Source organism: Georgenia thermotolerans, assembly GCF_009193185.1.
Taxonomy (GTDB): Bacteria; Actinomycetota; Actinomycetes; order Actinomycetales; family Actinomycetaceae; genus Georgenia; species Georgenia thermotolerans.
The window spans coordinates 115,798-136,035 of record NZ_VUKF01000006.1; the positions used below are offsets into that span (position 1 = coordinate 115,798).

Sequence of the window (20,238 nt, forward strand, 5' to 3'; positions counted from 1 at the left end):
CGCGGGGGCCGCTCGCTGGGTCAGCGCCGATGCGGCGCCGCTGCCACCGACCCGCGGCGCACGAGCGGGCAGGCGATGAGCTGCAACGACGGCACGGCTGCCGTGGGGTCCGTCACGAGCTGCAGGAGGCTGCGCGCGGCGGCCGCGCCCATGGCCCGGTGGGGCAGGGCGACCGTGGTCAGCCCGGGCCGCATCTCCCGGGCGAGGACGTACAGGTCGTCGAAACCCACCACCGACAGGTCCTCGGGCACGCGCAGGCCCCGGTCCTCGGCGGCGTGGTAGGCGCCGACGGCCATCTCGTCGTTGAACGCGAACACGGCCGTGGGCGGCTCGGGCATGTCCAGGAGCGTCCCGACCGCCTCCTGGCCGCCGTCGGAGGTCGAGGCCGCGCGGACCACCAGGGTCTCGTCCCACGCGAGCCCGCGAGCCGCGAGCTCGGCTCGATAGCCCGCCAGCCGGCCGGCGGCCGCCGGGCCGTCGTTGCGGTCCAGGACGAACCCGATGCGCCGGTGACCGTGGTCGGCGAGGGTCCCGACGGCGGTGCGCGCACCGGCCTCCTCGTCGGGGACGACGGCGGGCACGTCCTCCCGGGAGGACCGGGCGTCGAGGAGGACCACCGGGAGCCCCGCGAGCAGGTCCGGGACCTCGACGAGCCGGTGGAACATGGTGGCGTACAGGACCCCCGCGACCTGCTGCTGCCGCAGGGCCCGGATGGCGCTGCGCTCCAGCACCTCGTCCCCGCCGGTGTCGACCAGCATGAGGAGGTAGCCCGCCTCCCACGCCGCCTCCTGGGCGCCCTGGATCAGCTGGCCGGCGTACGGGGTGCTCGCGATGACGTCGCTGACCAGCGCGAGGGTGCCGGAGCGGCGGGTCCGGAGCCCGCGCGCCAGCCCGTTGGGGAGGTACCCCAGCTCACGCGCCGCCGCCTGGACGCGCTCGCGGGTGGCCGTGTTGACCCGCGCGCCGGGGACGTCGTTGAGGATCACCGAGACGGTCGACGGCGCGACGCCCGCCAGCTCGGCGACGTCCTTGATCCTGGGTCGTGCTGTCACGGTCTCCTGCCCTGTGGCGATGGGCGCGTCGGCGCGCCAGGCAGCAGTATCGGCCCTCAGCGCCCGCGCGGAGGACGCTCGACCGTCAGCGCGCCGTCGGGCCCGACGTGCACCGGCATGGGGTCGCTGAGCGCACCCACGAACCCGCCGGCGTCGTCGAGGTGCTCCCACGCGAAGAAGGACCACCGGCCGTCGTGCTCGAGGAAGCGCCCGGCGTAGAGACGCGCGTGCTCGTCGCCGACGAGGAACTCGTCGGACTCGAGACGGAACGGGCCCAGGCGGTCCTCACCCACGAGATAGTGGGTGCCGCCCAGGGCCTCGACTCCCGGCCGGGACCGCCGGGCCGTGCCGTGGTCGCCGGGCGTCACGCAGAACAGGACGCGCCAGGCGCCGCCCAGGTGGACCAGCTGGGGGACCTCGAGGTGGAAGAACTCGCCGGGCGCCGACACCGGGGGGCCCGCCTCCCAGGACGAGAGGTCCGCGGAGGTCGCGTGCCCGATGACCCCGCGGCCGTCGAGCGGGCCGTGGTCGGCGCGCGCGGTGAGCAGCATGTGGAAGCGGTCGGTCGGCTCGTCCCACCAGACCCAGGGATCGCGCCACGCCTCCTCCCGGACGGCGTCGTGGAGCTTCTCGTACCACCGCGGGTCGGCCTCGAGCACGGGCCCCTGCCGGGTCCAGGTGACGAGGTCGGGGGAGGTCGCGCGGCCCACCCGCTGCACGGCCCCGCGCTCGGCGCGCGAGACGCCGGTGTAGAACATGTGCCACTCGCCGCCGGCCCGAACCACGCTCCCGGTCCAGGTGGCGAGGTCGTCGAAGGCGCCGTCGGGCCCGGCGTGGAGCGCGTCCGGGAGCACCTGCCACCGGCGCAGGTCCCGGGAGACCGCGTGCCCGATCGTCGCGTGGTGGTGGCGCAGGTCCGGGTCGCCGAGGGCCCGGGGCGCCTGGAGGTAGAACACGTGGACGTCCTCGCCGTCCACGGCGAACCAGAAGTCCCAGATCCACCTGTCGGCCAGGGTCAGTGCCATGTCGTTCCTGCTTCTCCTTCGTGGTGGTGCGGTTGGTGGAGGCGCCGCGCCGGCGTCATCCCTTCAGCCCGGTGGACGCGAGGCTCTGGACGAACCAGCGCTGGAAGAGCAGGAAGACCACGAGGACCGGGAGCACCAGCAGCACGCCGAAGGCGAAGATCTGGCCCCAGTCGTAGGGCGGCTGGCCCTGGAACACCGAGATGGCGAGCGGCAGCGGACGGCGCTGCGGCTGGTCGACCATCATCACCGGCCACAGGAAGGACCCCCAGGTGGTGAGGAACGTCAGGATCGTGACCGTCGCGAAGACGGGCTTCGAGATCGGCACGACGACCTGGAAGAACGTGCGCCACGGCCCTGCGCCGTCCAGGCGCGCCGCCTCCTCGAGCTCCTTCGGCAGTCCGACGAAGAAGGAGTAGAAGAGGTAGATCGAGAAGGCGCTGCCCACGAAGGGCAGGAACTGCACGTAGTAGGTGTTCCGGTGGTCGTTGAGCAGGTAGAACAGCGGCACGGCGATCGCCTCGAAGGGCAGGATCGTCAGGGCGACGACGCCCGCCACCATCACGTCGCGGCCCCACCAGCGCAGCCGGGCCAGGGCGTAGGCGGCCGCGGAGTTCACCAGGAGCCCGAGGAGCACCACGACCGACGTCACCAGCAGCGAGGTCAGGTAGAAGTCGCCGAAGTAGCCGGTCGCGGGGCTGTCGAACCGGTCGAGCATGCCGCTGTAGTTGGCGAGCGAGAGATCCGTCGGCGCGAAGCCGCCGAGCCCGTCGATGACCTGGCCGGACGGCTTGAGGCTGCCGATGACCAGGTAGGCGACCGGGGCCACGAAGACGAGCGCGAGCAGGGTGAGGGCGAGGTAGGTCAGGACTGTGCGCACCGGGGTCCTGCGCGTGCCGGCGCTCACGAGATCTCACGCTCCTCGCGCAGGAGGCGCCGTTGCACGAGCGCGACGGACAGCACGATGAGGAAGAACAGGACGGTGATCGCCGAGGCGCGGCCGACGTTGTTGGCGTCGAAGGCGGTCGTCACCGCCTGGTACATCACGGTGGTCGTCGCCTGCTGCGGGCCGCCCTGGGTCATGATGTAGATCTGGTCGAAGAGCCGGAAGGACAGGATCGTCGTCACCAGCACCACGAAGACGAGGGTGTTGCGCAGGCCGGGCAGGGTGACGTGCCGGAACTGTCGCCACCGGCCCGCGCGGTCCAGGGACGCCGCCTCGTAGAGCTCCTGCGGGATGCCCTGGAGCCCGGCGAGGATGATCACCATCTGCAGCCCGGCGCCCTGCCAGACGGACATGACGATGATCGCCGCCAGCGCCGTGCGGGGGTCGCCGAGCCAGTCGTACGGCCCCAGCCGGCCCAGGGAGAGGGTGTCCACCACCGCGTTGAGCATCCCCAGCTCGCCGCGGGAGTAGATCGCCTTCCACACGACGGCGACCAGGGCCATGGGGAAGACCACCGGCATGAAGAAGAACGTGCGGAAGAACGCCATCGCGCGCAGCGGGCGGTTGAGCAGCAGGGCGAGGCCGAGCGCGAGCGAGGTCTGCAGGGGCACCACCACCGCCGCGAAGACGGTGTTGTTGAGGACACCCCGGTAGAACTCGGCGCTGAAGTCCGGGTCGAGCAGGATCCGCCGGTACTGCTCCAGGCCCATCCAGCGGGGCGGCGCCGGGCTGTCCAGGCGGACGTTGTGCAGCGAGAGCCAGCCCGCCAGGAGGAAGGGCACGACGACGAACAGGGCGAGGGCGACGCCGGCGGGCGCGAACATCGCCCAGCCGGTGCCGGCGCCGGGCCGACCGCCCCGCCGCGGGGTGCGGGGCACGGTGCGCCGCCGCCCGATCTGGGGCGTTGGTGTCGCTGTCATGGGGCTCTCCTTCCCAGGTCGCGGTGGGCGGGCCGGCCGGGGTCGGCCCGCCCACCGGCGACGGCGTCAGTCGAGGCCGTAGCCGTCGTTGTCCTGGAAGTCGAGGTCGATGGCGCGGGCGGCCTTGTCGAGCAGCTGCTGGGCGTCCCCGCCCTCGTAGGCGCCGAAGAAGGCCTCGGAGAACTGCTTGCTGATGACCGGGTAGGCGGGCGTGACCGGCCGCGGCACCGCCACGCAGTCGACGGTCAGGGGACCGTCGCCGCAGGTGCGCTCCAGGGACTCCGCGAAGATCGCCAGCGGCCCCTCGGTGCCGTACAGCTCGCTCGCCGCGACGGCGCTCGTGGTCGCCGGCGGGGCCGCGTTCGCCGTCGTCATCGCCGTGACGGCGTCGTCCGAGGCAAGGTGGTCGAGGAACGCGGCCGCGCCCTCGGGGTTGGCGGACTCGGGGTTGACGCCCCACGCCCACGATCCCTGGCCGCTCTTGGGGCCGTTGCCGAAGTCGGGCAGGGGCAGGACGACGAGCTTGTCGCCCAGGGCGTCGGCGTAGGTGTTGTACATCCAGTGCCCCACCCAGCTGAGCGCGACCCGCCCGTCGACGAAGGCGGCGTCGTCGGTGTTCGGGTCGATGAAGGGCCGCCAGGCCGCGAACTGCTCGACCGCGGCCACCGCGGCCGGGCTGTTGAGGTGACCGTCGGCGGTCCCGTCCTCCACGAGGCGCTCACCGGCGGACCAGAGGACCGGGAGGAAGCCGTAGGTGGGCCACTCGGCGCCGTAGTTCTCCTTGATGTCGAGCACCTGCCCGTCCGCGTCCGACGCCTTGAGCGCCTCGAGCGCGGCCCCGAACTCCTCGGCGGTCCAGGCGTCGTCGATGCCGGTGGGGTAGTCCACCCCGGCGGCGTCGAGGAGCTCCTTGTTGCCGTAGATCCCGAGCGAGGCGTCGAACTGCGAGATGCCGTACACCTCCGAGTCGCCGGGGAAGGTGTTCTGCGCGAGCACGGAGGCGGTCTGGTTCTCCAGCGTCTCCGCCGCCACCAGGTCGCCCACCGGGGCGAGCTTCCCGGCGTGGACGAGGGACGCCATCATCGGCCCGTCGTACTCCAGGACGTCCGGCAGCCCGCCCTTGTCGGTGGTGGTCAGCGTGCTGGTGTAGTCGGCCTCGGGGACGAACTGCAGCACCGCCGTGTGCTCGTCCTGAGCGGCGTTGAAGTCCTCGATGATCTGCTCGAGAACCTTGACCTCCGCCTCCTGCCCCTGGTGGGCCCAGACCTTGACCTCGCCGGCGGCGGAGCCGCCGCCTTCCCCGCCGTCCCCGCTGCTGCCGCACGCCGCGAGCGCCAGCACGGTGACCGCGGACGCGGCGACCGCGCCGATCTGCCGAGTTCTCCTCATCGAAACCTCCGTGGGAACGTCCTTGTTGCCGAATCGTTTCGGCAGACGGTGGCACTAGGAGGCGGACGATGTCAAGAGGAGGCGTCCGTATCGGGGGGTACGGGGTCTTGCGGAGGTGTTTCGGTGCGGCCGCGCGTGGTCGTGTCGCCGCTCGGCCGTGCCCGCGCGTCGCCGCTCGGTCGTGCGCGGATGTGTCGTCACTCGGCCGTGCCCGCGTGTCGCCGCTCAGCCGCGGGCGGCCGCCGCCGCGCAGCGCACGCACATCGTCGTCGTCGGCCGCGCCGCGAGACGGCCCGGCGCGATCGGGCCGCCGCACACCGTGCACCTCCAGTAGGTGCCGGTCTCGAGGCGCTCCCGGGCGGCGTCGATCTCCCGCAGGGTCCGCTCGCCGTGCTCGCGCAGGGCCACGACCTGGGCCCGCTCGAAGCCGATGGTCGCGCCCTCGGGGTCGTGCTCGTCGTCGACGTTGGTGTCCGTCGCGGCGGCGACGACCTCGTCGAAGCTGCGGCCCAGCGCCGCGAGGCGCTCGACGGTGGTGGTCCGCAGCGTCTCGAGCCGCTCGCGGGCGGCGGCCGCGTCCTCGGCCGTGGGCCCGGAGGGGCGGGCGTCCTTGTCGGCGGGGCTCATGCGGTCACCGGTCCGGCGGGCGCGGCGGCGGAGGCCAGCAGGAACGCCGGGGGAGCGTAGCCGGCAGCGGCGAAGGCGCCCGCGACGCCGGTGGCGACGTCGCGGGCGCGGTCGGCGTCGACCAGTGCGATGGCGGAGCCGCCGAAGCCGCCGCCGGTCATCCGGGCCCCGTGGGCGCCGAGCCGACGGGCCGTCTCGACGGCGAGGTCGAGCTCGGGGGAGGAGACCTCGTAGTCATCACGCAGGGAGGTGTGCGAGGCGTCCAGCGCCCACGCGACCTTGTCCAGGGCCCATCCCTGCAACTGGTCGCCCGGGGCCTGGTCGAGGCGTGTGACGAGGAAGCGCACGCGCGCGATCTCGCTGATCACGTGGCGCACCCGCCTGCGCTGCTCGGCGTCGTCCAATCGCGCGAGCACCTCCTCGGGGGTGGTCTCGCCGACCATGAAGTCATCGGCGACCTCACGCAGCGAGGGGACGCCGAGCACCCCGGCGGCGTCCTCACACACCTGCCGGCGGCGGGCGTACTGCCCGTCGACCAGCCGGTGCGGGGCGCGGGTGTCCATGACGAGCAGCGCCAGGTCGGCGGCGCCGAGGTCGAGCGGGACGTGCCGGGCGGCGCCGTCGCGGCAGTCCAGCAGCAGCGCGTGCCCGGCGCGGGCGCGCAGCGAGGCGGCCTGGTCCATCCCGCCGGTCGGCGCGCCGGCGATGTCGTTCTCGGCCCGCACGCAGGCCGCCGCCAGCCGGGCACGCCCGGCGTCGTCGGCGCCCAGGCCCAGCCCGGCGACGTCGTCGAGCGCCACGGCGACGGCGCACTCCAGCGCCGCGGAGGAGCTCAGCCCGGCCCCGTAGGGCACGCAGGAGTCCACCGCCAGGTCGAAGCCGGGGATCTGCCCGGGCCTGGCCAGGCCCTCGTGCTCGAGGGCCCAGGCCACCCCGGCGGCGTAGGCCGGCCAGCCCTCGACCGCGCCCGGGGCGCCGGCGGGGGCGACGGCGTCGAGGTCGACCTCGCGCACCCCCGGTTCCTGCGCGCTGACGAACCGGGCGGTGCGGTCGGCCCGCGGGCGCAGGGCCACGAAGGTGCGGTGGGGCAGGGCGATGGGCAGGCACAGCCCGCCGTTGTAGTCGGTGTGCTCGCCGACGATGTTCACCCGTCCGGGCGCGGCCCACACCCCGGCCGGCGCGCCGCCGTACGTGGCGGAGAAGAGGTCGCGGGCGCGGGCCGCGCCCTCGGCGTCGGACCAGGCCGCCAGCAGGTCGCTCACCTGGCCGCCTCCTCGACGACGGCGGGCAGCACGTCCCGGTAGCGGTCCGCGATGCGTTCGGGGGTGGTGTCCGAGACCCACGCGCCCATGCCGGACTCCGACCCGGCGAGGTACTTCAGCTTCCCCGGCGCACGCAGGATCGAGAACAGCTGCAGGTGCAGGCGCAGGTCGGCCCGGCCCTCGCGCACCGGGGCCTGGTGCCAGGCGCTGATGTACGGCAGCGTGATCGGCTCGCCCTCGTGCAGGCTGCCCGCCGGCCACTCGAAGAAGCGGTCCCCGGCACGCAGCAGCCGCAGGTAGATGCCCACGAGGTCGGCCCGCTCCGCCTCGTCCAGGGCGGGCAGGTCCGGCACGTCCCGCCGCGGGGCGAGGTGGACCTCGACCGGCCAGCGCGCCGCGGCGGGCACGTAGGCCACCCAGTGGTCGGACTCGGCGACGACCCGCCGCCCCGAGCGCAGCTCGGCCTCGAGCACGTCACGCAGCAGGTTGCGCCCGGTGCGCTGGCGGTGGGCGACCGCCTGGCGCAGCATCTGGGCGGTGCGCGGGGTCAGGTAGGGGTAGGCGTAGATCTGCCCGTGCGGGTGGTGCAGCGTCACCCCGATCTCCTTGCCCCGGTTCTCGAAGCAGAAGACCTGCTCGACCCCGGGCAGGGCGGACAGCTCGCGGGTGCGGTCCACCCACGCCTCGATGACGGTGCGCATGCGCCGCGGCGTCACCTGGGCGAGGGAGCCGGCGGGGTTGGGGTCGAAGCAGATCACCTCGGTGCGCCCGGCCGCGGGCCGGGTCGGCCACAGCGCCTCCTCGTCCAGCGCCGCGACCTCGTCGGGCACGCCGGGGACGGCCACGAGGGAGGGGAAACGGTTCTCGAACACCACCACGTCGTAGTCGGTGTCCGGGATCTCCCCGTCCTGGTAGGCGGCGCCCGGCCGGGCCGGGGCGAAGGGGTTGGCGTCCGCCGGTGGCAGGAACGTGCGGTTCATCCGGTGGGTGGCCATCGGGATCCACTCGCCGGTGAGCACGTCGAAGCGCATCTGCGGCGCCGTCACCGGCCGCGCGACGCCGTCGTCCCCGACGACGTCGGCGAACCGGTCCGGCAGCGGCCGCGGGTCGTCCAGCCGCCGCGTCGCCTCGCCGGACAGGTACGGCTCGGAGTCGTCGTAGTAGATCAGCTCCCGCCCGTCCGCCAGGCGGGTGGCCGTCTTGCGCACGGTGGGCGCCAGGAGGCGCACCGCCGTCGCCGGGTCCTCGCTCATCGCTGTCCTCCCTCGGTGCCGGCCGGGCTCGCCCCCGCCGTCACGGTGCCGGCTCCCGCCGCCTCGTCGGCGACCTCCACGACGATCCCGTGGCGCTCGGCCGCCGCCCGGGTGGCGGCGTCCGGCTCGGCGTCGGTGACGAGGACGGCGAGCTGCTCCACCGGGCAGAACGTGCGCAGCCCGAGCACCCCCCACTTCGCCGCGTCGAGCACCGCGACCGGGGTGCGGGCGGCGGCGACCATCGCCGCGTTCGTGGCCGCCTCGGCGAGGTTGGGCGTCATGAGGCCGATCTCCGGGTCGAAGCCGTGCGCGCCGAGGAAGGCCCACTCCACGCGCAGCGTGCGCAGGGCGTCGACGGCGATCGGGCCCACCAGCGCGTCCGAGCGGGTGCGCTCGCCGCCGGTGAGGATGATCGTCGGGGCGGGGCGGCCCTCGCCCCGCGCCTGCTCGGCCGCCTCCTGCAGCACCTGGGCCGCCGGGAGGGAGTTGGTGATCACCGTCAGCGTCGCCAGGTGCGGCAGGGCGGCGAGCGCCCGGGCGACGGCCAGGGTGGTCGATCCGGCGGTGAGCGCCACGGAGTCGCCCGGGCGCACCCGTGCGGCGGCGAGGGCGCCGATGCGCTCCTTCTCCCCGGTGCGCTGGCCCGCCTTGGTCTGGAAGAGCGGCTCGTGCGCGGCGCCCGCCGCGGCCACGGCGCCGCCGTGCACCCGGTCCACCAGCCCACGGGCCACGAGCTCGGTGATGTCGCGCCGCACCGTCATCTCGGAGACGCCGAGGGCCTCGACGACCTCCGCGACGCGCACCCCGCCGTGCTCGGTCACCCGGGCGAGGATGTAGTCCTGGCGCTGCCGGGCCAGGAGCGGCGTCGTCGTGTCCTGCGGTGGGGCCATGCCGCCATCTTGCCAGGCCCAACAAAATCGACCAAGACCTCACAGAATGGTCGTCGGAGGCGGGTTTTCCCCGACAGGTGACCGCTTCCTGCCACGGCCCCCTGGGCGGGGGGCGTACCGGGCGGCTTGCGGACCTGTCAGGATGGCAACGTGACCCTCCGCCCCTTCGTCGTGCGCCCCGAGAGGAGATGGCCCTGATGCACCTGCCTGAGCGCGTCGGGGACCAGGTGCGCATCGGGGTCTCCCTCCAGGTGCCCGAGCCGTACGCGACCGTCGTCCAGTCCACCCGGGCGCGCGTGGGGGACCCGCTCGCCCGCGCGATCCCGCCGCACATCACGCTCGTGCCGCCCACGGTCGTCGAGCCCGAGCAGCTGCCCGTGGTCGTGGACCTGCTCGGCGAGGTCGCCGCCACCGAGGCGCCGTTCGTGGTCCGGCTGCAGGGCACCGACACCTTCCGGCCGGTCAGCCCGGTGGTCTTCGTCCGCGTCGTCCAGGGCGGCGAGCAGTGCGCCGCCCTCCAGGGGCGGCTCCGCACCGGCGTGCTCGCCCAGGAGCTGCGCTTCCCCTACCACCCGCACGTCACCGTCGCCCACGAGCTGGAGGAGGCCGCCCTCGACCGCGCCGCCCGGGCGCTCGCGGACTTCGAGGCGACCTACGCCGCCGGCAGCATGCGCCTGTACGAGCACGGCGACGACGGCGTGTGGCGGATGATCGCGCGGGTGCCGCTGACCGGCAGCTCGGTCAACCACCGCGCGGGCTGACCGGGGCCGGCGCCTGAGGGGCGCCGGGTCCGCGCCGGGCGTGCACCGGGGGCGCCCTAAGGTGTGCGCATGTCCGACAGCCTGTTGCACGCCATCGTCCCCGCCGGGGGCGCCGGCACCCGGCTCTGGCCGCTCTCCCGCCGCACGGCCCCGAAGTTCCTGCTCGACCTCACCGGCGCGGGCCGGACCCTGCTGCAGCAGACGGTCGACCGGCTGCGGCCGCTGACCGGCGCCGGTGGCGTCACCGTGGTGACCGGGACGGCGCACGCCGCCGCGGTGCGCGCCCAGCTGCCCGAGCTGGCCGAGGCCGACCTGCTCGCCGAGCCCAGCCCGCGCGACTCCATGGCCGCCATCGGCCTGGCCGCGGCCGTGCTCGCCCGCCGCCACGGCGACGTCGTCGTCGGGTCCTTCGCCGCCGACCACGTCGTGCGCGACACCGCCGCCTTCGAGAGGGCCGTGCGCGAGGCCGTGGCCGTGGCCCGCGCCGGCTACGTGGTCACCATCGGCATCGAGGCCGACCGCCCCTCCACCGCCTTCGGCTACATCCGCGCCGGCGAGCCGCTCGGCGGGGCCGGCACGCCCACCGCCCGCCGGGTCGTCGGGTTCACCGAGAAGCCCGACGCCGACACCGCCGCCGCGTACCTGGCCACTGGGGAGTACCGGTGGAACGCCGGGATGTTCGTCGTGCGCGCCGCGGTCCTGCTCGACCACCTCGCCGCCGAGCGCCCGGCCCTGCACGCCGGGCTCGGCGAGATCGCCGACGCCTGGGACACCGACGCCCGCCAGGAGGTGCTCGCCCGGGTGTGGCCGGACCTGGAGAAGGTCGCCATCGACCACGCGATCGCCGAGCCGGTCGCCGCCCGCGGCGGGGTCGCCGTCGTCCCGGCCGCGATGGGCTGGGACGACGTCGGCGACTTCGCCAGCCTCGCCACCCTCGTGCCCCCGGCCGACGACGACGTGCGGGTGCTCGGCCCCGCCGCCGACGTGCTGACCGTGGACGCCGACGGCGCCCTGGTCGTGCCCGGCTCGGGGCGCACCGTCACCGTGCTGGGCATCCCCGACGCCGTCGTGGTCGACACTCCCGACGCCGTCCTGGTCACCACCCGCGCGCACGCCCAGCAGGTCAAGCAGGTCGTCGACCTGCTGCGGGACGGGCGCGACCGGCTGCTGTGAAGCGCGGCGGCCGCGCCACGGCCTCCCGGACCGGCCGACCGGCGCGTGTCGGGCAGCTCACAGGCGGCGGGGATAGTGTCGGGGGCGTGCACACCACCATCCCCGCCACCACGGACTCCACGGTCGCGCGGCGGATCAACGCGGTGGTCGACTCGCTCGAGCCCGAGCTGCTCGAGGTCCGCCGGCACATCCACGCCCACCCCGAGACGGCGCGGATGGAGCACGGCACCACCACCTACCTCGCCCAGCGCCTGCGCGCGGCGGGGCTGGATCCGCGGCTGCTCGAGGGCACCGGCCTCGTCGTCAACATCGGCGCCGACCCGCGCGAGCGGGGCCGGCGCCGCATCGGCCTGCGCGCCGACCTCGACGCGCTGCCCGTGCACGAGACCTCCGGGCTGCCCTTCGCCTCCGAGCGCGACGGCTTCGCGCACGCCTGCGGCCACGACATCCACACCGCCGCCCTGTACGGCGCCGCGCTGACCCTCAAGGCGCTCGACGACGCCGGCGAGCTGCCGATCGGCGTGCGCTGCGTGTTCCAGCCCGCCGAGGAGGTCCAGCCCGGCGGCGCCGAGTCCGCGATCAACCAGGGCGTCCTCGACGGCGTCGAGCAGATCTACGCCCTGCACTGCGACCCCAAGGTCGACGTCGGCCGGGTCGGCTCGCGCATCGGCCCCATCACCGCCGCCTCGGACTCGGTGACCATCACGGTGACCTCCGAGGGTGGCCACACCTCCCGCCCGCACCTGACCGGCGACGTCGTCTTCGCGCTGGGCCAGCTCATCACCCAGCTGCCCGCCGTGCTCGGCCGCCGGCTCGACCCGCGCGCCGGGGTGAACCTCACCTGGGGTGCCGTCCACGCCGGGCGTGCCCCCAACGCCATCCCCGCCAGCGGCAGCCTCACCGGCACGCTGCGCTGCCTGGACGCCCGGGCCTGGCAGCGCGCCGCGAAGCTCGTCCAGGAGTCCGCGACCCAGGTGCTCGCCCCGCTCGGGGTGGAGGTCGAGCTGAGCTACGTCCGCGGCATCCCCCCGGTGGTCAACGAGGAGCGGGCGGTGCGCACCATCGACGCCGCCGCCAAGGACGTGATCGGGCCCGAGTCCGTCGTCCTCACCGAGCAGTCGCTCGGGGGCGAGGACTTCGCGTGGTACCTCACCCGCATCCCGGGCGCCATGGTGCGCCTCGGCACCCGCACGCCGGGCGGGCCCTCCTACGACCTGCACCGCGGGGACATCGTCTTCGACGAGCGGGCCATCGGCATCGGCGCCCGGCTGCTCGCGCGCACGGCGATCCTCGCCGGCGACGGCACCGCCGGGCAGGCCCGGTCCGAGTAGGCCAGGCCCCCCGCCCCGGGCGAACGGGGCGGAGCGGACCGGTTGGCCGCTGCGCGGGTGGCCCGACGTAGCGGACCGACGTGTCCGGCGCCTGGCGAGGGGGATACATTTCGGTAACGCTTTCCGGACCGGTCTCACGATGTGGCAGAAGCGCCGGTTTCCGACCAGTAGGGTCGGGGGTGATATCCGCCGAACCCGACCGATCAGGCGGGGCTCTCCCTGCAGAGCGCGCCACCCGCCCCGGCCGGCCCTCGGCCCACACATGCAGGAGACACGCGTGAAGAAGAGCATCTACGCGACGGCGCTCGCGGCCTCGGCCGCGCTGACGCTCGCCGCCTGTGGGTCGGCACCCGAGAGCAACTCGGGTTCCGAGACCTCCGCCGGGCAGGAGCAGACCAGCGACACCGCGGCCAACGCGGACTTCCTGGCCTGCATGGTCTCGGACTCCGGCGGCTTCGACGACAAGTCCTTCAACCAGTCCGGCTACGAGGGCCTCACCGCCGCCGTGGACCAGCTCGGCATCCAGGAGAAGACGGCCGAGTCGACGTCCGACGCCGACTTCGCCCCGAACGTCGACTCGATGGTGCAGGCCGGCTGCAAGCTGACCATCGGCGTGGGCTTCCTCCTCGAGGACGCCATCCAGGCCGCCGCCGAGGCGAACCCCGACAGCCAGTTCGCGCTCATCGACTCCGCCTTCAGCGACGCCGACTTCAAGCCGGTGGAGCTGAAGAACGCCAAGCCGATCCTCTTCAACACCGCTGAGGCCTCCTACCTGGCCGGGTACCTCGCCGCCGGCATGACCAAGACCGGCACCGTCGCCACCTTCGGCGGCATGCAGATCCCCTCGGTGTCGATCTTCATGGACGGCTTCGCCGACGGCGTGGCGAAGTACAACGAGGACAACGGCAAGGACGTCAAGCTCCTCGGCTGGGACAAGGCGGCCCAGAACGGCGCCTTCACCGGTGACTTCGAGAACCAGGCCAAGGGCCAGAACCAGGCCGAGCAGTTCATCGCCCAGGGCGCGGACATCATCATGCCGGTGGCCGGCCCGGTCGGGCTGGGCGCGGCCGCCGCGGCCGAGGCCGCGGACGGCGTGCACATCATCGGCGTGGACTCCGACTGGTTCGAGTCCACCGAGTACGGCTCCATCGTGCTGACCTCCGTCGTCAAGGAGATCGGCCAGGCGGTCCAGGACACCGTCGGCCAGGCCGCCGAGGGCAAGTTCGCCGCCGAGCCGTACGTCGGCACCCTGGAGAACAAGGGCGTGGGCCTGGCCCCGTTCCACGACTTCGACAGCCAGGTGCCCCAGGAGCTCAAGGACGCGGTGACCAAGCTCCAGGACCAGATCATCTCCGGCGAGATCACGGTCGAGACGCAGAACGCGCCCGCCTGAGGCGCGGACTGACCTACCGCAGCACCCCGGCGGCCCGGCCCACCCGGCCGGGCCGTCGGGTTCTCCGCTGCAGTAGGGTCCATCCGGACGACCGCCACCCCTTTGCGCGGCCAGCGCGACCAACAGGAGAGAGCACGCCGTGAAGCTGGAACTCAGGGGGATCACCAAGGTCTTCGGGTCGCTCGTGGCCAACGACCACATCGACCTCGTCGTCGAGCCTGGTGAGATCCATGCCCTCCTCGGGGAGAACGGGGCGGGCAAGAGCACCCTGATGAACGTGCTCTACGGGCTCTACCAGCCCGACGACGGGCACATCGAGCTCGGCGGGAAGCCGGTGGCCTTCGCCGGCCCGGGCGACGCCGTCGCCGCCGGCATCGGCATGGTGCACCAGCACTTCATGCTCGTGCCCGTGTTCACCGTCGCCGAGTCCGTGGTGCTGGGCTACGAGCCCACCGGCGCGGCCGGCCTCATCAACCTCGCCGAGGCGCGCCAGCGGGTCCGGGAGATCTCCGACCGGTTCGGGTTCGACGTCGACCCCGACGCCCGCATCGAGGACCTGCCCGTCGGCGCCCAGCAGCGGGTGGAGATCATCAAGGCCCTCTCGCGCGACGCCAAGGTCCTCATCCTCGACGAGCCCACCGCCGTGCTCACCCCGCAGGAGACCGACGAGCTCATCGCGATCATGCGCCAGCTGAGGGACAACGGGACCTCCATCGTCTTCATCACCCACAAGCTGCGCGAGGTCCGCGCCGTCGCCGACAAGATCACCGTCATCCGCCGCGGCAAGGTGGTCGGCGAGGCGAGCCCCACCTCCACCGAGACCGAGCTGGCCTCGATGATGGTCGGCCGCTCGGTGGGCATGGCCGTCGAGAAGGAGCCCGCGCGCCCGGGGGAGGAGGCCCTCGAGGTGGAGGACCTCGTGGTCCTGGACGCGGGCGGCGCGGCGGTGGTCGACCACCTGAGCTTCTCGGTGCGGCGCGGGGAGATCCTGGCCATCGCCGGGGTGCAGGGCAACGGCCAGACCGAGCTGACCGAGGCGATCCTCGGCCTGACCAAGCCCGTCTCCGGCGCCCTCCGGCTCGACGGCGAGGACCTGCTCGGCAAGGGCGTCAAGCAGCGGCTGCGGGCCGGGGTGGGCTTCGTGCCCGAGGACCGCTCCACCGACGGCATCATCGCCAGCTTCTCCGTGGCCGAGAACCTCGTCCTGGACCTCTACGACGCCGAGCCGTTCGCCTCCGGCGTGTCCATGCGGCCCGCCGTCGTGCGCGAGAACGCCACCGCCCGGGCGGACGAGTTCGACATCCGGTTGTCCTCCATCGACGACCCCCTCTCCACCCTCTCCGGCGGCAACCAGCAGAAGGTCGTCATCGCCCGGGAGATGTCCCGGCCGCTGCGCCTGCTCGTCGCCTCCCAGCCGACCCGCGGCGTCGACGTCGGCTCCATCGAGTTCATCCACAAGCGGATCGTCGCCGAGCGCGACCGCGGCACCCCGGTGGTCATCGTCTCCACCGAGCTCGACGAGGTCATGGCGCTGGCCGACCGCATCGCGGTGATGTACCGCGGCCGCATCGTCGGCGTCGTCGACGGCGACACCGACCGCGACGTCCTCGGCCTCATGATGGCCGGCGTGCCGCTGGACGAGGCGGAGCAGCAGGCCGCCGAGCACAAGACGACGCTCGCGGCGGCGGACGCCGCGGCCGGTCACCAGGAGGGAACGCTGTGAGCGACCCCGTCAACGTCACCCCCCAGACGGCCGCCCAGCCCGGCGACCTCGTCGCCCAGGCCGAGCCGCCGGCGCCCTCGAACGGGCGCCGCCGCGCCGCCCCGGAGCGCGAGACCCGCAGCCAGCAGTTCTTCCGCGACCTGCTCTCGGGCAGCTGGATGGTCTCGGTGCTCGCCGTCCTCGTCGCCCTCGTCATCGGCGGGGTCCTCATCGCCCTGGCCGACCCCGACGTCCAGGACACCCTCGGGTATCTCTTCGCCCGGCCCACCGACTTCTTCGCCACGGCCTGGAACACGGTCACCAGCTCCTACGTCGCGCTGTTCCGCGGCGCCGTCTTCGACTTCCAGGCGGCCTCCTTCGCCCGCGCGATCCGGCCGCTGACCGAGACGCTGACCTTCTCCGTGCCGCTGATCCTCGCCGGGCTCGGCGTCGCCGTCGGCTTCCGCGCCGGCCTGTTCAACATCGGCGGGCAGGGGCAGATCATCCTCGGCGGCATCTTCGCCGGCTTCATCGGCTTCACGTTCAACCTCCCGCCGGTGCTCCACGTGCTCCTCGCCGCCGTGGGCGCGGCGCTCGGCGGCGCGATCTGGGCGGGCATCGCCGGTGTCCTCAAGGCCCGCACCGGGGCCAACGAGGTCATCGTGACGATCATGCTCAACAACATCGCGGTGTACCTCATCGCGTACCTGCTGCAGACCCAGGCGTTCAAGCTGCCCGGGTCGCCGTTCCCCAAGTCCCCGCCCATCCCCACCGACTCGGCGACCTACCCGCTGCTGCTCGGCGGGCAGTTCCGGCTCCACGCCGGGTTCCTGCTCGCCATCGCCGCCACCGTGCTCGTGTGGTGGCTGCTCGAGCGCTCCACGCTCGGCTTCGAGTTCCGCTCGACCGGGGCCAACCCCCGCGCGGCACGCACCGCGGGCGTGTCGGTGGACCGGGTCACGGTGCTGGTCATGCTCGTCGCCGGGGGGCTGTGCGGCCTGGCCGGCTCGGCCCAGGTGCTGGGCACCGAGAAGGTGCTCACCGGTGGCGTGGCCGCGAGCTACGGCTTCGACGCGATCACCGTGGCCCTGCTGGGACGCTCGCGGCCGGTGGGGACGTTCGTCGCGGGCCTGCTGTTCGGGGCGCTCAAGGCGGGCGGCTTCCTCATGCAGTCCACCACCAACACCCCGATCGAGATCATCCTCGTGGTCCAGTCGGTCATCGTGCTGCTCATCGCCGCGCCCCCGCTGGTCCGCGCCATCTTCCGGCTGCCGGCGCCGGGGGCCCGCCCCCGCCGTGCCGCCGCCCCGGCCGTCAAGGAGGCTGCGGCATGAGCACCACGACCGCGACACCCGCCCGCCCGCGCGAGGCGGCGCCGGCCGTCCTGGCGCCGATCAGCTGGCGCTGGCCGATCGTCTACGGCGTCCTCACCCTGCTGACGCTGGTCGTGTTCACCCTGCTGCTCGAGCCGGGGCAGCACACCACCTTCCAGCTCTCGCGCCCCACGGACCTGCTGGCCATCCCCAACTTCGCCCTGCCCGCCACCGCGACGAACTGGGTCCTCAGCCTCGTGCTCGTGGCCCTCACCGCGTACGTCGTCAAGGCGGCGGTGGACCGGCGCCCGGTGCCGGTGTGGGCGCACGTCGTCCTCGGCGTCGCGTTCGTGCTGGCCTTCCTCACCTGGGTGGGCGCGGGCCGCTCGACCGTCATCCCGGTCACCACGCTGCTCCAGGGCGCCCTGGCGCTGTCCGTGCCGCTGGTCTTCGGCGCGATGAGCGGCATCCTGTGCGAGCGCTCCGGCATCGTCAACATCGCCATCGAGGGCCAGCTGCTCGGCGGGGCCTTCCTCGCCGCCGTCGTCGGCTCCCTCACCTCCAGCGCCTACCTGGGCCTCCTCGCGGCGCCGGTCGCCGGCGCGCTGGTGGGGGCGCTGCTGGCGTTCTTCGCGGTGCGCTACTGGGTCGACCAGATCATCGTCGGCGTGGTGCTCAACGTGCTCGTGGTGGGCCTGACGAGCTTCCTGTTCTCCACGGTGCTCACCGACAACGCGCAGGTCTTCAACGCCCGCCAGAGCCTGCCCCGGCTGCCCATCCCGGGGCTGTCCGAGATCCCCGTCATCGGCCCGGTCCTGTTCAACCAGACCCTGCTCGTGTACCTCATGTACGCCGGCGTGGTCGTCCTGCAGGTCTTCCTCTTCCGCAGCCGCTGGGGCCTGCGGGTGCGCGCCGTCGGCGAGCACCCCAAGGCCGCCGACACCGTGGGCATCAAGGTCAACCCCACCCGGGTGCGCAACACCCTCCTCGGCGGCGCGGTGGCCGGCCTGGGCGGCGCCTTCTTCACCGTCGGCTCCGGACTGGCGTTCGGCAAGGAGATGTCCGCCGGCCAGGGCTACATCGCCCTCGCCGCGATGATCCTGGGCAAGTGGAACCCCTACGGCGCGGTCGCCGCGGCGCTGCTGTTCGGGTTCACCACGAACCTCGGCACCGTCCTGTCGACCATCGGCGCCCCGGTGCCCTCGGAGTTCCTGCTCATGCTGCCCTACATCGTCACGATCTTCGCCGTGGCCGGGCTGGTCGGGAAGGTGCGCGCCCCCGCCGCCGAGAACATCCCGTACATCAAGTGACGTCGAGGAGCGCGATGACCGTCATCTCCGAGGACACCTGGCAGTCCCTGCGCGCGCTGGCCTACGAGGCCATGGAGCGGGCCTACGTGCCGTACTCGAAGTTCCCCGTGGGCGCCGCCGCGCTCGTCGACGACGGCCGCACCGTCTCGGGCTGCAACGTGGAGAACGCCGGCTACGGCGTGACGCTGTGCGCCGAGTGCGGGCTCGTCTCCGAGCTGATCCGCTCCGGCGGCGGCCGCCTGGTGGCCTTCACCTGCGTCGGTGGCCACGGGCAGCGGCTCGTGCCGTGCGGGCGCTGCCGGCAGCTGCTGTGGGAGCACGGCGGGCCGGACCTGCTCGTCGAGATGCCCAGCGGCATCCACCCCATGACCGACGTGCTGCCCGAGGCGTTCGGGCCCGAGGACCTCGCCCGGGAGGCGACCGCATGACCGAGCCGTTCGACGCCGTCGACGTCATCCGCACCAAGCGCGACGGCGGGGCGCTCAGCCCCGCGCAGATCGACTGGGTCATCGACGCCTACACCCGCGGCGCCGTCGCCGAGGAGCAGATGAGCGCCCTGGCCATGGCGATCTTCCTCAACGGCATGGACCGGGCCGAGATCGCCCGCTGGACCCAGGCGATGATCGCCTCCGGCGAGCGGATGGACTTCTCCGGCCTGTCCCGGCCCACCGCCGACAAGCACTCCACCGGCGGCGTGGGGGACAAGATCACCCTGCCCCTCGCCCCGCTCGTGGCGGTCTTCGACGTCGCCGTCCCGCAGCTGTCCGGCCGTGGGCTCGGCCACACCGGCGGCACCCTCGACAAGCTCGAGGCCGTACCCGGCTGGCGGGCGGCGCTGAGCAACGAGGAGATCCTCGCCCAGCTCGACGACGTCGGCGCCGTGATCTGCGCGGCCGGGTCCGGGCTGGCGCCGGCGGACAAGAAGCTCTACGCGCTGCGGGACACGACGGCGACCGTGGAGGCGATCCCGCTCATCGCCAGCTCCATCATGAGCAAGAAGATCGCCGAGGGCACCGACAGCCTCGTCCTGGACGTCAAGGTCGGCTCCGGCGCCTTCATGAAGGACCGCGACCGCGCCGGCGAGCTCGCCCGCACCATGGTCGAGCTGGGCACCGACGCCGGCGTGCGCACCGTCGCCCTGCTCACCGACATGTCCACCCCGCTCGGGCTCACCGTGGGCAACGCCCTCGAGGTGCGCGAGTCGGTGGAGGTCCTCGCGGGCGGCGGGCCCTCCGACGTCGTCGACCTCACCGTCGCCCTGGCCCGGGAGATGCTCGACGCCGCCGGCCGGCCCGACGCCGACCCCGCCGCCGCCCTGCGCGACGGGCGGGCCATGGACGTGTGGCGCCGGATGATCGCCGCCCAGGGCGGCGACCCCGACGCGGCCCTGCCGGTGGCCCGGCACACCGAGGACGTTCTGGCCGAGGCCGACGGCGTGCTCACCACCCTCGACGCCTACGCCGTCGGGGTGGCCTCGTGGCGCCTGGGCGCCGGCCGCGCCCGCAAGGAGGACCCGGTGCAGGCCGTGGCGGGCATCGAGCTGCACGCCAAGCCCGGCGACGAGGTGCGGGCGGGCCAGCCGCTGCTCACCCTGCACACCGACACCCCCGAGCGGTTCGCGCGGGCCCGGGAGGCGCTCGCCGGCGCCGTTGTCGTCACCGCGCCGGGCGAGCTCGACGGCTTCGCGGCGCGCGAGCGCACCGTCGTGCTGGAGCGGGTGGCCGGCTGAGGTCGCTCGCCTCCGCTCGCCGGGCGCCGGGCGGGCGGGCACCCTGGCCCTCATGCGTGCCCTGCCCCCGGTCTCGCTGAGCACCCTGCTCGGCCCCCTCGCCCGCCCGCTGCGCACCCCGGTGCGCGGCGCCCCCGGCCCGGTGCGGCGGCGCACGGCGCCGCC

At 73.9% G+C, this 20,238-nt stretch carries 18 protein-coding genes; 9 read left to right on the forward strand and 9 right to left on the reverse strand.

Annotated features, from left to right (window positions below):
* Positions 1-20: 20 nt before the first annotated feature.
* The 9 genes from GD970_RS04550 to GD970_RS04590 form a co-directional block, all read right to left on the reverse strand.
* On the reverse strand, positions 21-1,052 hold the full coding sequence (locus tag GD970_RS04550) for a LacI family DNA-binding transcriptional regulator (protein ID WP_152201326.1): 1,032 nt from the start codon (positions 1,050-1,052) through the stop codon (positions 21-23).
* Positions 1,053-1,108: 56 nt separating this feature from the next.
* Positions 1,109-2,077 carry a glycoside hydrolase family protein gene (locus tag GD970_RS04555; RefSeq protein WP_152201329.1) on the reverse strand — a complete coding sequence of 323 codons (969 nt, stop codon included), beginning with the start codon at positions 2,075-2,077 and terminating at the stop codon, positions 1,109-1,111.
* A gap of 55 nt (positions 2,078-2,132) precedes the next feature.
* Positions 2,133-2,981, reverse strand: coding sequence for a carbohydrate ABC transporter permease (locus GD970_RS04560; RefSeq protein ID WP_152201332.1), 849 nt, complete (start codon positions 2,979-2,981; stop codon positions 2,133-2,135).
* Positions 2,978-3,940, reverse strand: a complete 963-nt coding sequence (locus GD970_RS04565; protein WP_226925156.1) for a carbohydrate ABC transporter permease — start codon at positions 3,938-3,940, stop codon at positions 2,978-2,980. Before GD970_RS04565 ends, GD970_RS04560 begins: the two co-directional genes overlap by 4 nt.
* A 66-nt stretch (positions 3,941-4,006) precedes the next feature.
* Positions 4,007-5,329 (reverse strand): sugar ABC transporter substrate-binding protein, encoded by a 1,323-nt coding sequence (locus tag GD970_RS04570; RefSeq protein ID WP_152201334.1) that lies wholly within the window; start codon positions 5,327-5,329, stop codon positions 4,007-4,009.
* 225 nt (positions 5,330-5,554) lie between these two features.
* Positions 5,555-5,956, reverse strand: a complete 402-nt coding sequence (locus GD970_RS04575) for a TraR/DksA family transcriptional regulator (RefSeq protein WP_152201337.1) — start codon at positions 5,954-5,956, stop codon at positions 5,555-5,557.
* Complete coding sequence (gene galK, locus GD970_RS04580) at positions 5,953-7,218, reverse strand: galactokinase (protein WP_152201339.1); 1,266 nt, start codon at positions 7,216-7,218, stop codon at positions 5,953-5,955. Before galK ends, GD970_RS04575 begins: the two co-directional genes overlap by 4 nt.
* Positions 7,215-8,471: a galactose-1-phosphate uridylyltransferase gene (gene galT, locus GD970_RS04585; RefSeq protein WP_152201342.1), complete on the reverse strand. Its 1,257-nt coding sequence runs from the start codon at positions 8,469-8,471 to the stop codon at positions 7,215-7,217. Before galT ends, galK begins: the two co-directional genes overlap by 4 nt.
* A complete protein-coding gene (locus tag GD970_RS04590; RefSeq protein ID WP_152201345.1) occupies positions 8,468-9,361 on the reverse strand; it encodes a DeoR/GlpR family DNA-binding transcription regulator in 894 nt (297 codons plus the stop codon). The genes galT and GD970_RS04590 overlap by 4 nt, the downstream gene beginning before the upstream one ends.
* 197 nt (positions 9,362-9,558) lie before the next feature.
* Here GD970_RS04590 and GD970_RS04595 point away from each other — a divergent pair, with 197 nt between their 5' ends.
* The 9 genes from GD970_RS04595 (at position 9,559) to GD970_RS04635 (ending at position 20,073) form a co-directional block, all read left to right on the forward strand.
* Positions 9,559-10,122 carry a 2'-5' RNA ligase family protein gene (locus GD970_RS04595; RefSeq protein ID WP_152201347.1) on the forward strand — a complete coding sequence of 188 codons (564 nt, stop codon included), beginning with the start codon at positions 9,559-9,561 and terminating at the stop codon, positions 10,120-10,122.
* Between the two features lie 69 nt (positions 10,123-10,191).
* On the forward strand, positions 10,192-11,295 hold the full coding sequence (locus tag GD970_RS04600; protein WP_152201349.1) for a mannose-1-phosphate guanylyltransferase: 1,104 nt from the start codon (positions 10,192-10,194) through the stop codon (positions 11,293-11,295).
* 86 nt (positions 11,296-11,381) lie between these two features.
* The gene (locus GD970_RS04605; protein ID WP_152201351.1) at positions 11,382-12,626 is read left to right on the forward strand and encodes an amidohydrolase; all 1,245 of its coding nucleotides are present in this window, start codon (positions 11,382-11,384) and stop codon (positions 12,624-12,626) included.
* Between the two features lie 277 nt (positions 12,627-12,903).
* Positions 12,904-14,019: a BMP family lipoprotein gene (locus GD970_RS04610; RefSeq protein ID WP_226925157.1), complete on the forward strand. Its 1,116-nt coding sequence runs from the start codon at positions 12,904-12,906 to the stop codon at positions 14,017-14,019.
* 139 nt (positions 14,020-14,158) lie between these two features.
* Positions 14,159-15,742 (forward strand): ABC transporter ATP-binding protein, encoded by a 1,584-nt coding sequence (locus tag GD970_RS04615; protein ID WP_152201356.1) that lies wholly within the window; start codon positions 14,159-14,161, stop codon positions 15,740-15,742.
* On the forward strand, positions 15,739-17,055 hold the full coding sequence (locus GD970_RS04620) for an ABC transporter permease (protein ID WP_226925158.1): 1,317 nt from the start codon (positions 15,739-15,741) through the stop codon (positions 17,053-17,055). Before GD970_RS04615 ends, GD970_RS04620 begins: the two co-directional genes overlap by 4 nt.
* Positions 17,052-18,344 carry an ABC transporter permease gene (locus tag GD970_RS04625; RefSeq protein ID WP_152201358.1) on the forward strand — a complete coding sequence of 431 codons (1,293 nt, stop codon included), beginning with the start codon at positions 17,052-17,054 and terminating at the stop codon, positions 18,342-18,344. The genes GD970_RS04620 and GD970_RS04625 overlap by 4 nt, the downstream gene beginning before the upstream one ends.
* A gap of 14 nt (positions 18,345-18,358) precedes the next feature.
* Positions 18,359-18,772 (forward strand): cytidine deaminase, encoded by a 414-nt coding sequence (locus GD970_RS04630; protein ID WP_152201361.1) that lies wholly within the window; start codon positions 18,359-18,361, stop codon positions 18,770-18,772.
* Positions 18,769-20,073 (forward strand): thymidine phosphorylase, encoded by a 1,305-nt coding sequence (locus tag GD970_RS04635; protein ID WP_152201363.1) that lies wholly within the window; start codon positions 18,769-18,771, stop codon positions 20,071-20,073. Before GD970_RS04630 ends, GD970_RS04635 begins: the two co-directional genes overlap by 4 nt.
* The last annotated feature ends 165 nt before the right edge of the window (positions 20,074-20,238 follow it).

Bases quoted from the DNA above. Each gene is read 5' to 3' on its own strand.
- GD970_RS04555 (WP_152201329.1), bottom strand. From the start codon at position 2,077: ATGGCACTGACCCTGGCCGACAGGTGGATCTGGGACTTCTGGTTCGCC.
- GD970_RS04565 (WP_226925156.1), bottom strand. From the start codon at position 3,940: ATGACAGCGACACCAACGCCCCAGATCGGGCGGCGGCGCACCGTGCCC.
- GD970_RS04570 (WP_152201334.1), bottom strand. From the start codon at position 5,329: ATGAGGAGAACTCGGCAGATCGGCGCGGTCGCCGCGTCCGCGGTCACC.
- GD970_RS04575 (WP_152201337.1), bottom strand. From the start codon at position 5,956: ATGAGCCCCGCCGACAAGGACGCCCGCCCCTCCGGGCCCACGGCCGAG.
- galT (WP_152201342.1), bottom strand. From the start codon at position 8,471: ATGAGCGAGGACCCGGCGACGGCGGTGCGCCTCCTGGCGCCCACCGTG.
- GD970_RS04590 (WP_152201345.1), bottom strand. From the start codon at position 9,361: ATGGCCCCACCGCAGGACACGACGACGCCGCTCCTGGCCCGGCAGCGC.
- GD970_RS04595 (WP_152201347.1), top strand. From the start codon at position 9,559: ATGCACCTGCCTGAGCGCGTCGGGGACCAGGTGCGCATCGGGGTCTCC.
- GD970_RS04600 (WP_152201349.1), top strand. From the start codon at position 10,192: ATGTCCGACAGCCTGTTGCACGCCATCGTCCCCGCCGGGGGCGCCGGC.
- GD970_RS04625 (WP_152201358.1), top strand. From the start codon at position 17,052: ATGAGCACCACGACCGCGACACCCGCCCGCCCGCGCGAGGCGGCGCCG.
- GD970_RS04630 (WP_152201361.1), top strand. From the start codon at position 18,359: ATGACCGTCATCTCCGAGGACACCTGGCAGTCCCTGCGCGCGCTGGCC.
- GD970_RS04635 (WP_152201363.1), top strand. From the start codon at position 18,769: ATGACCGAGCCGTTCGACGCCGTCGACGTCATCCGCACCAAGCGCGAC.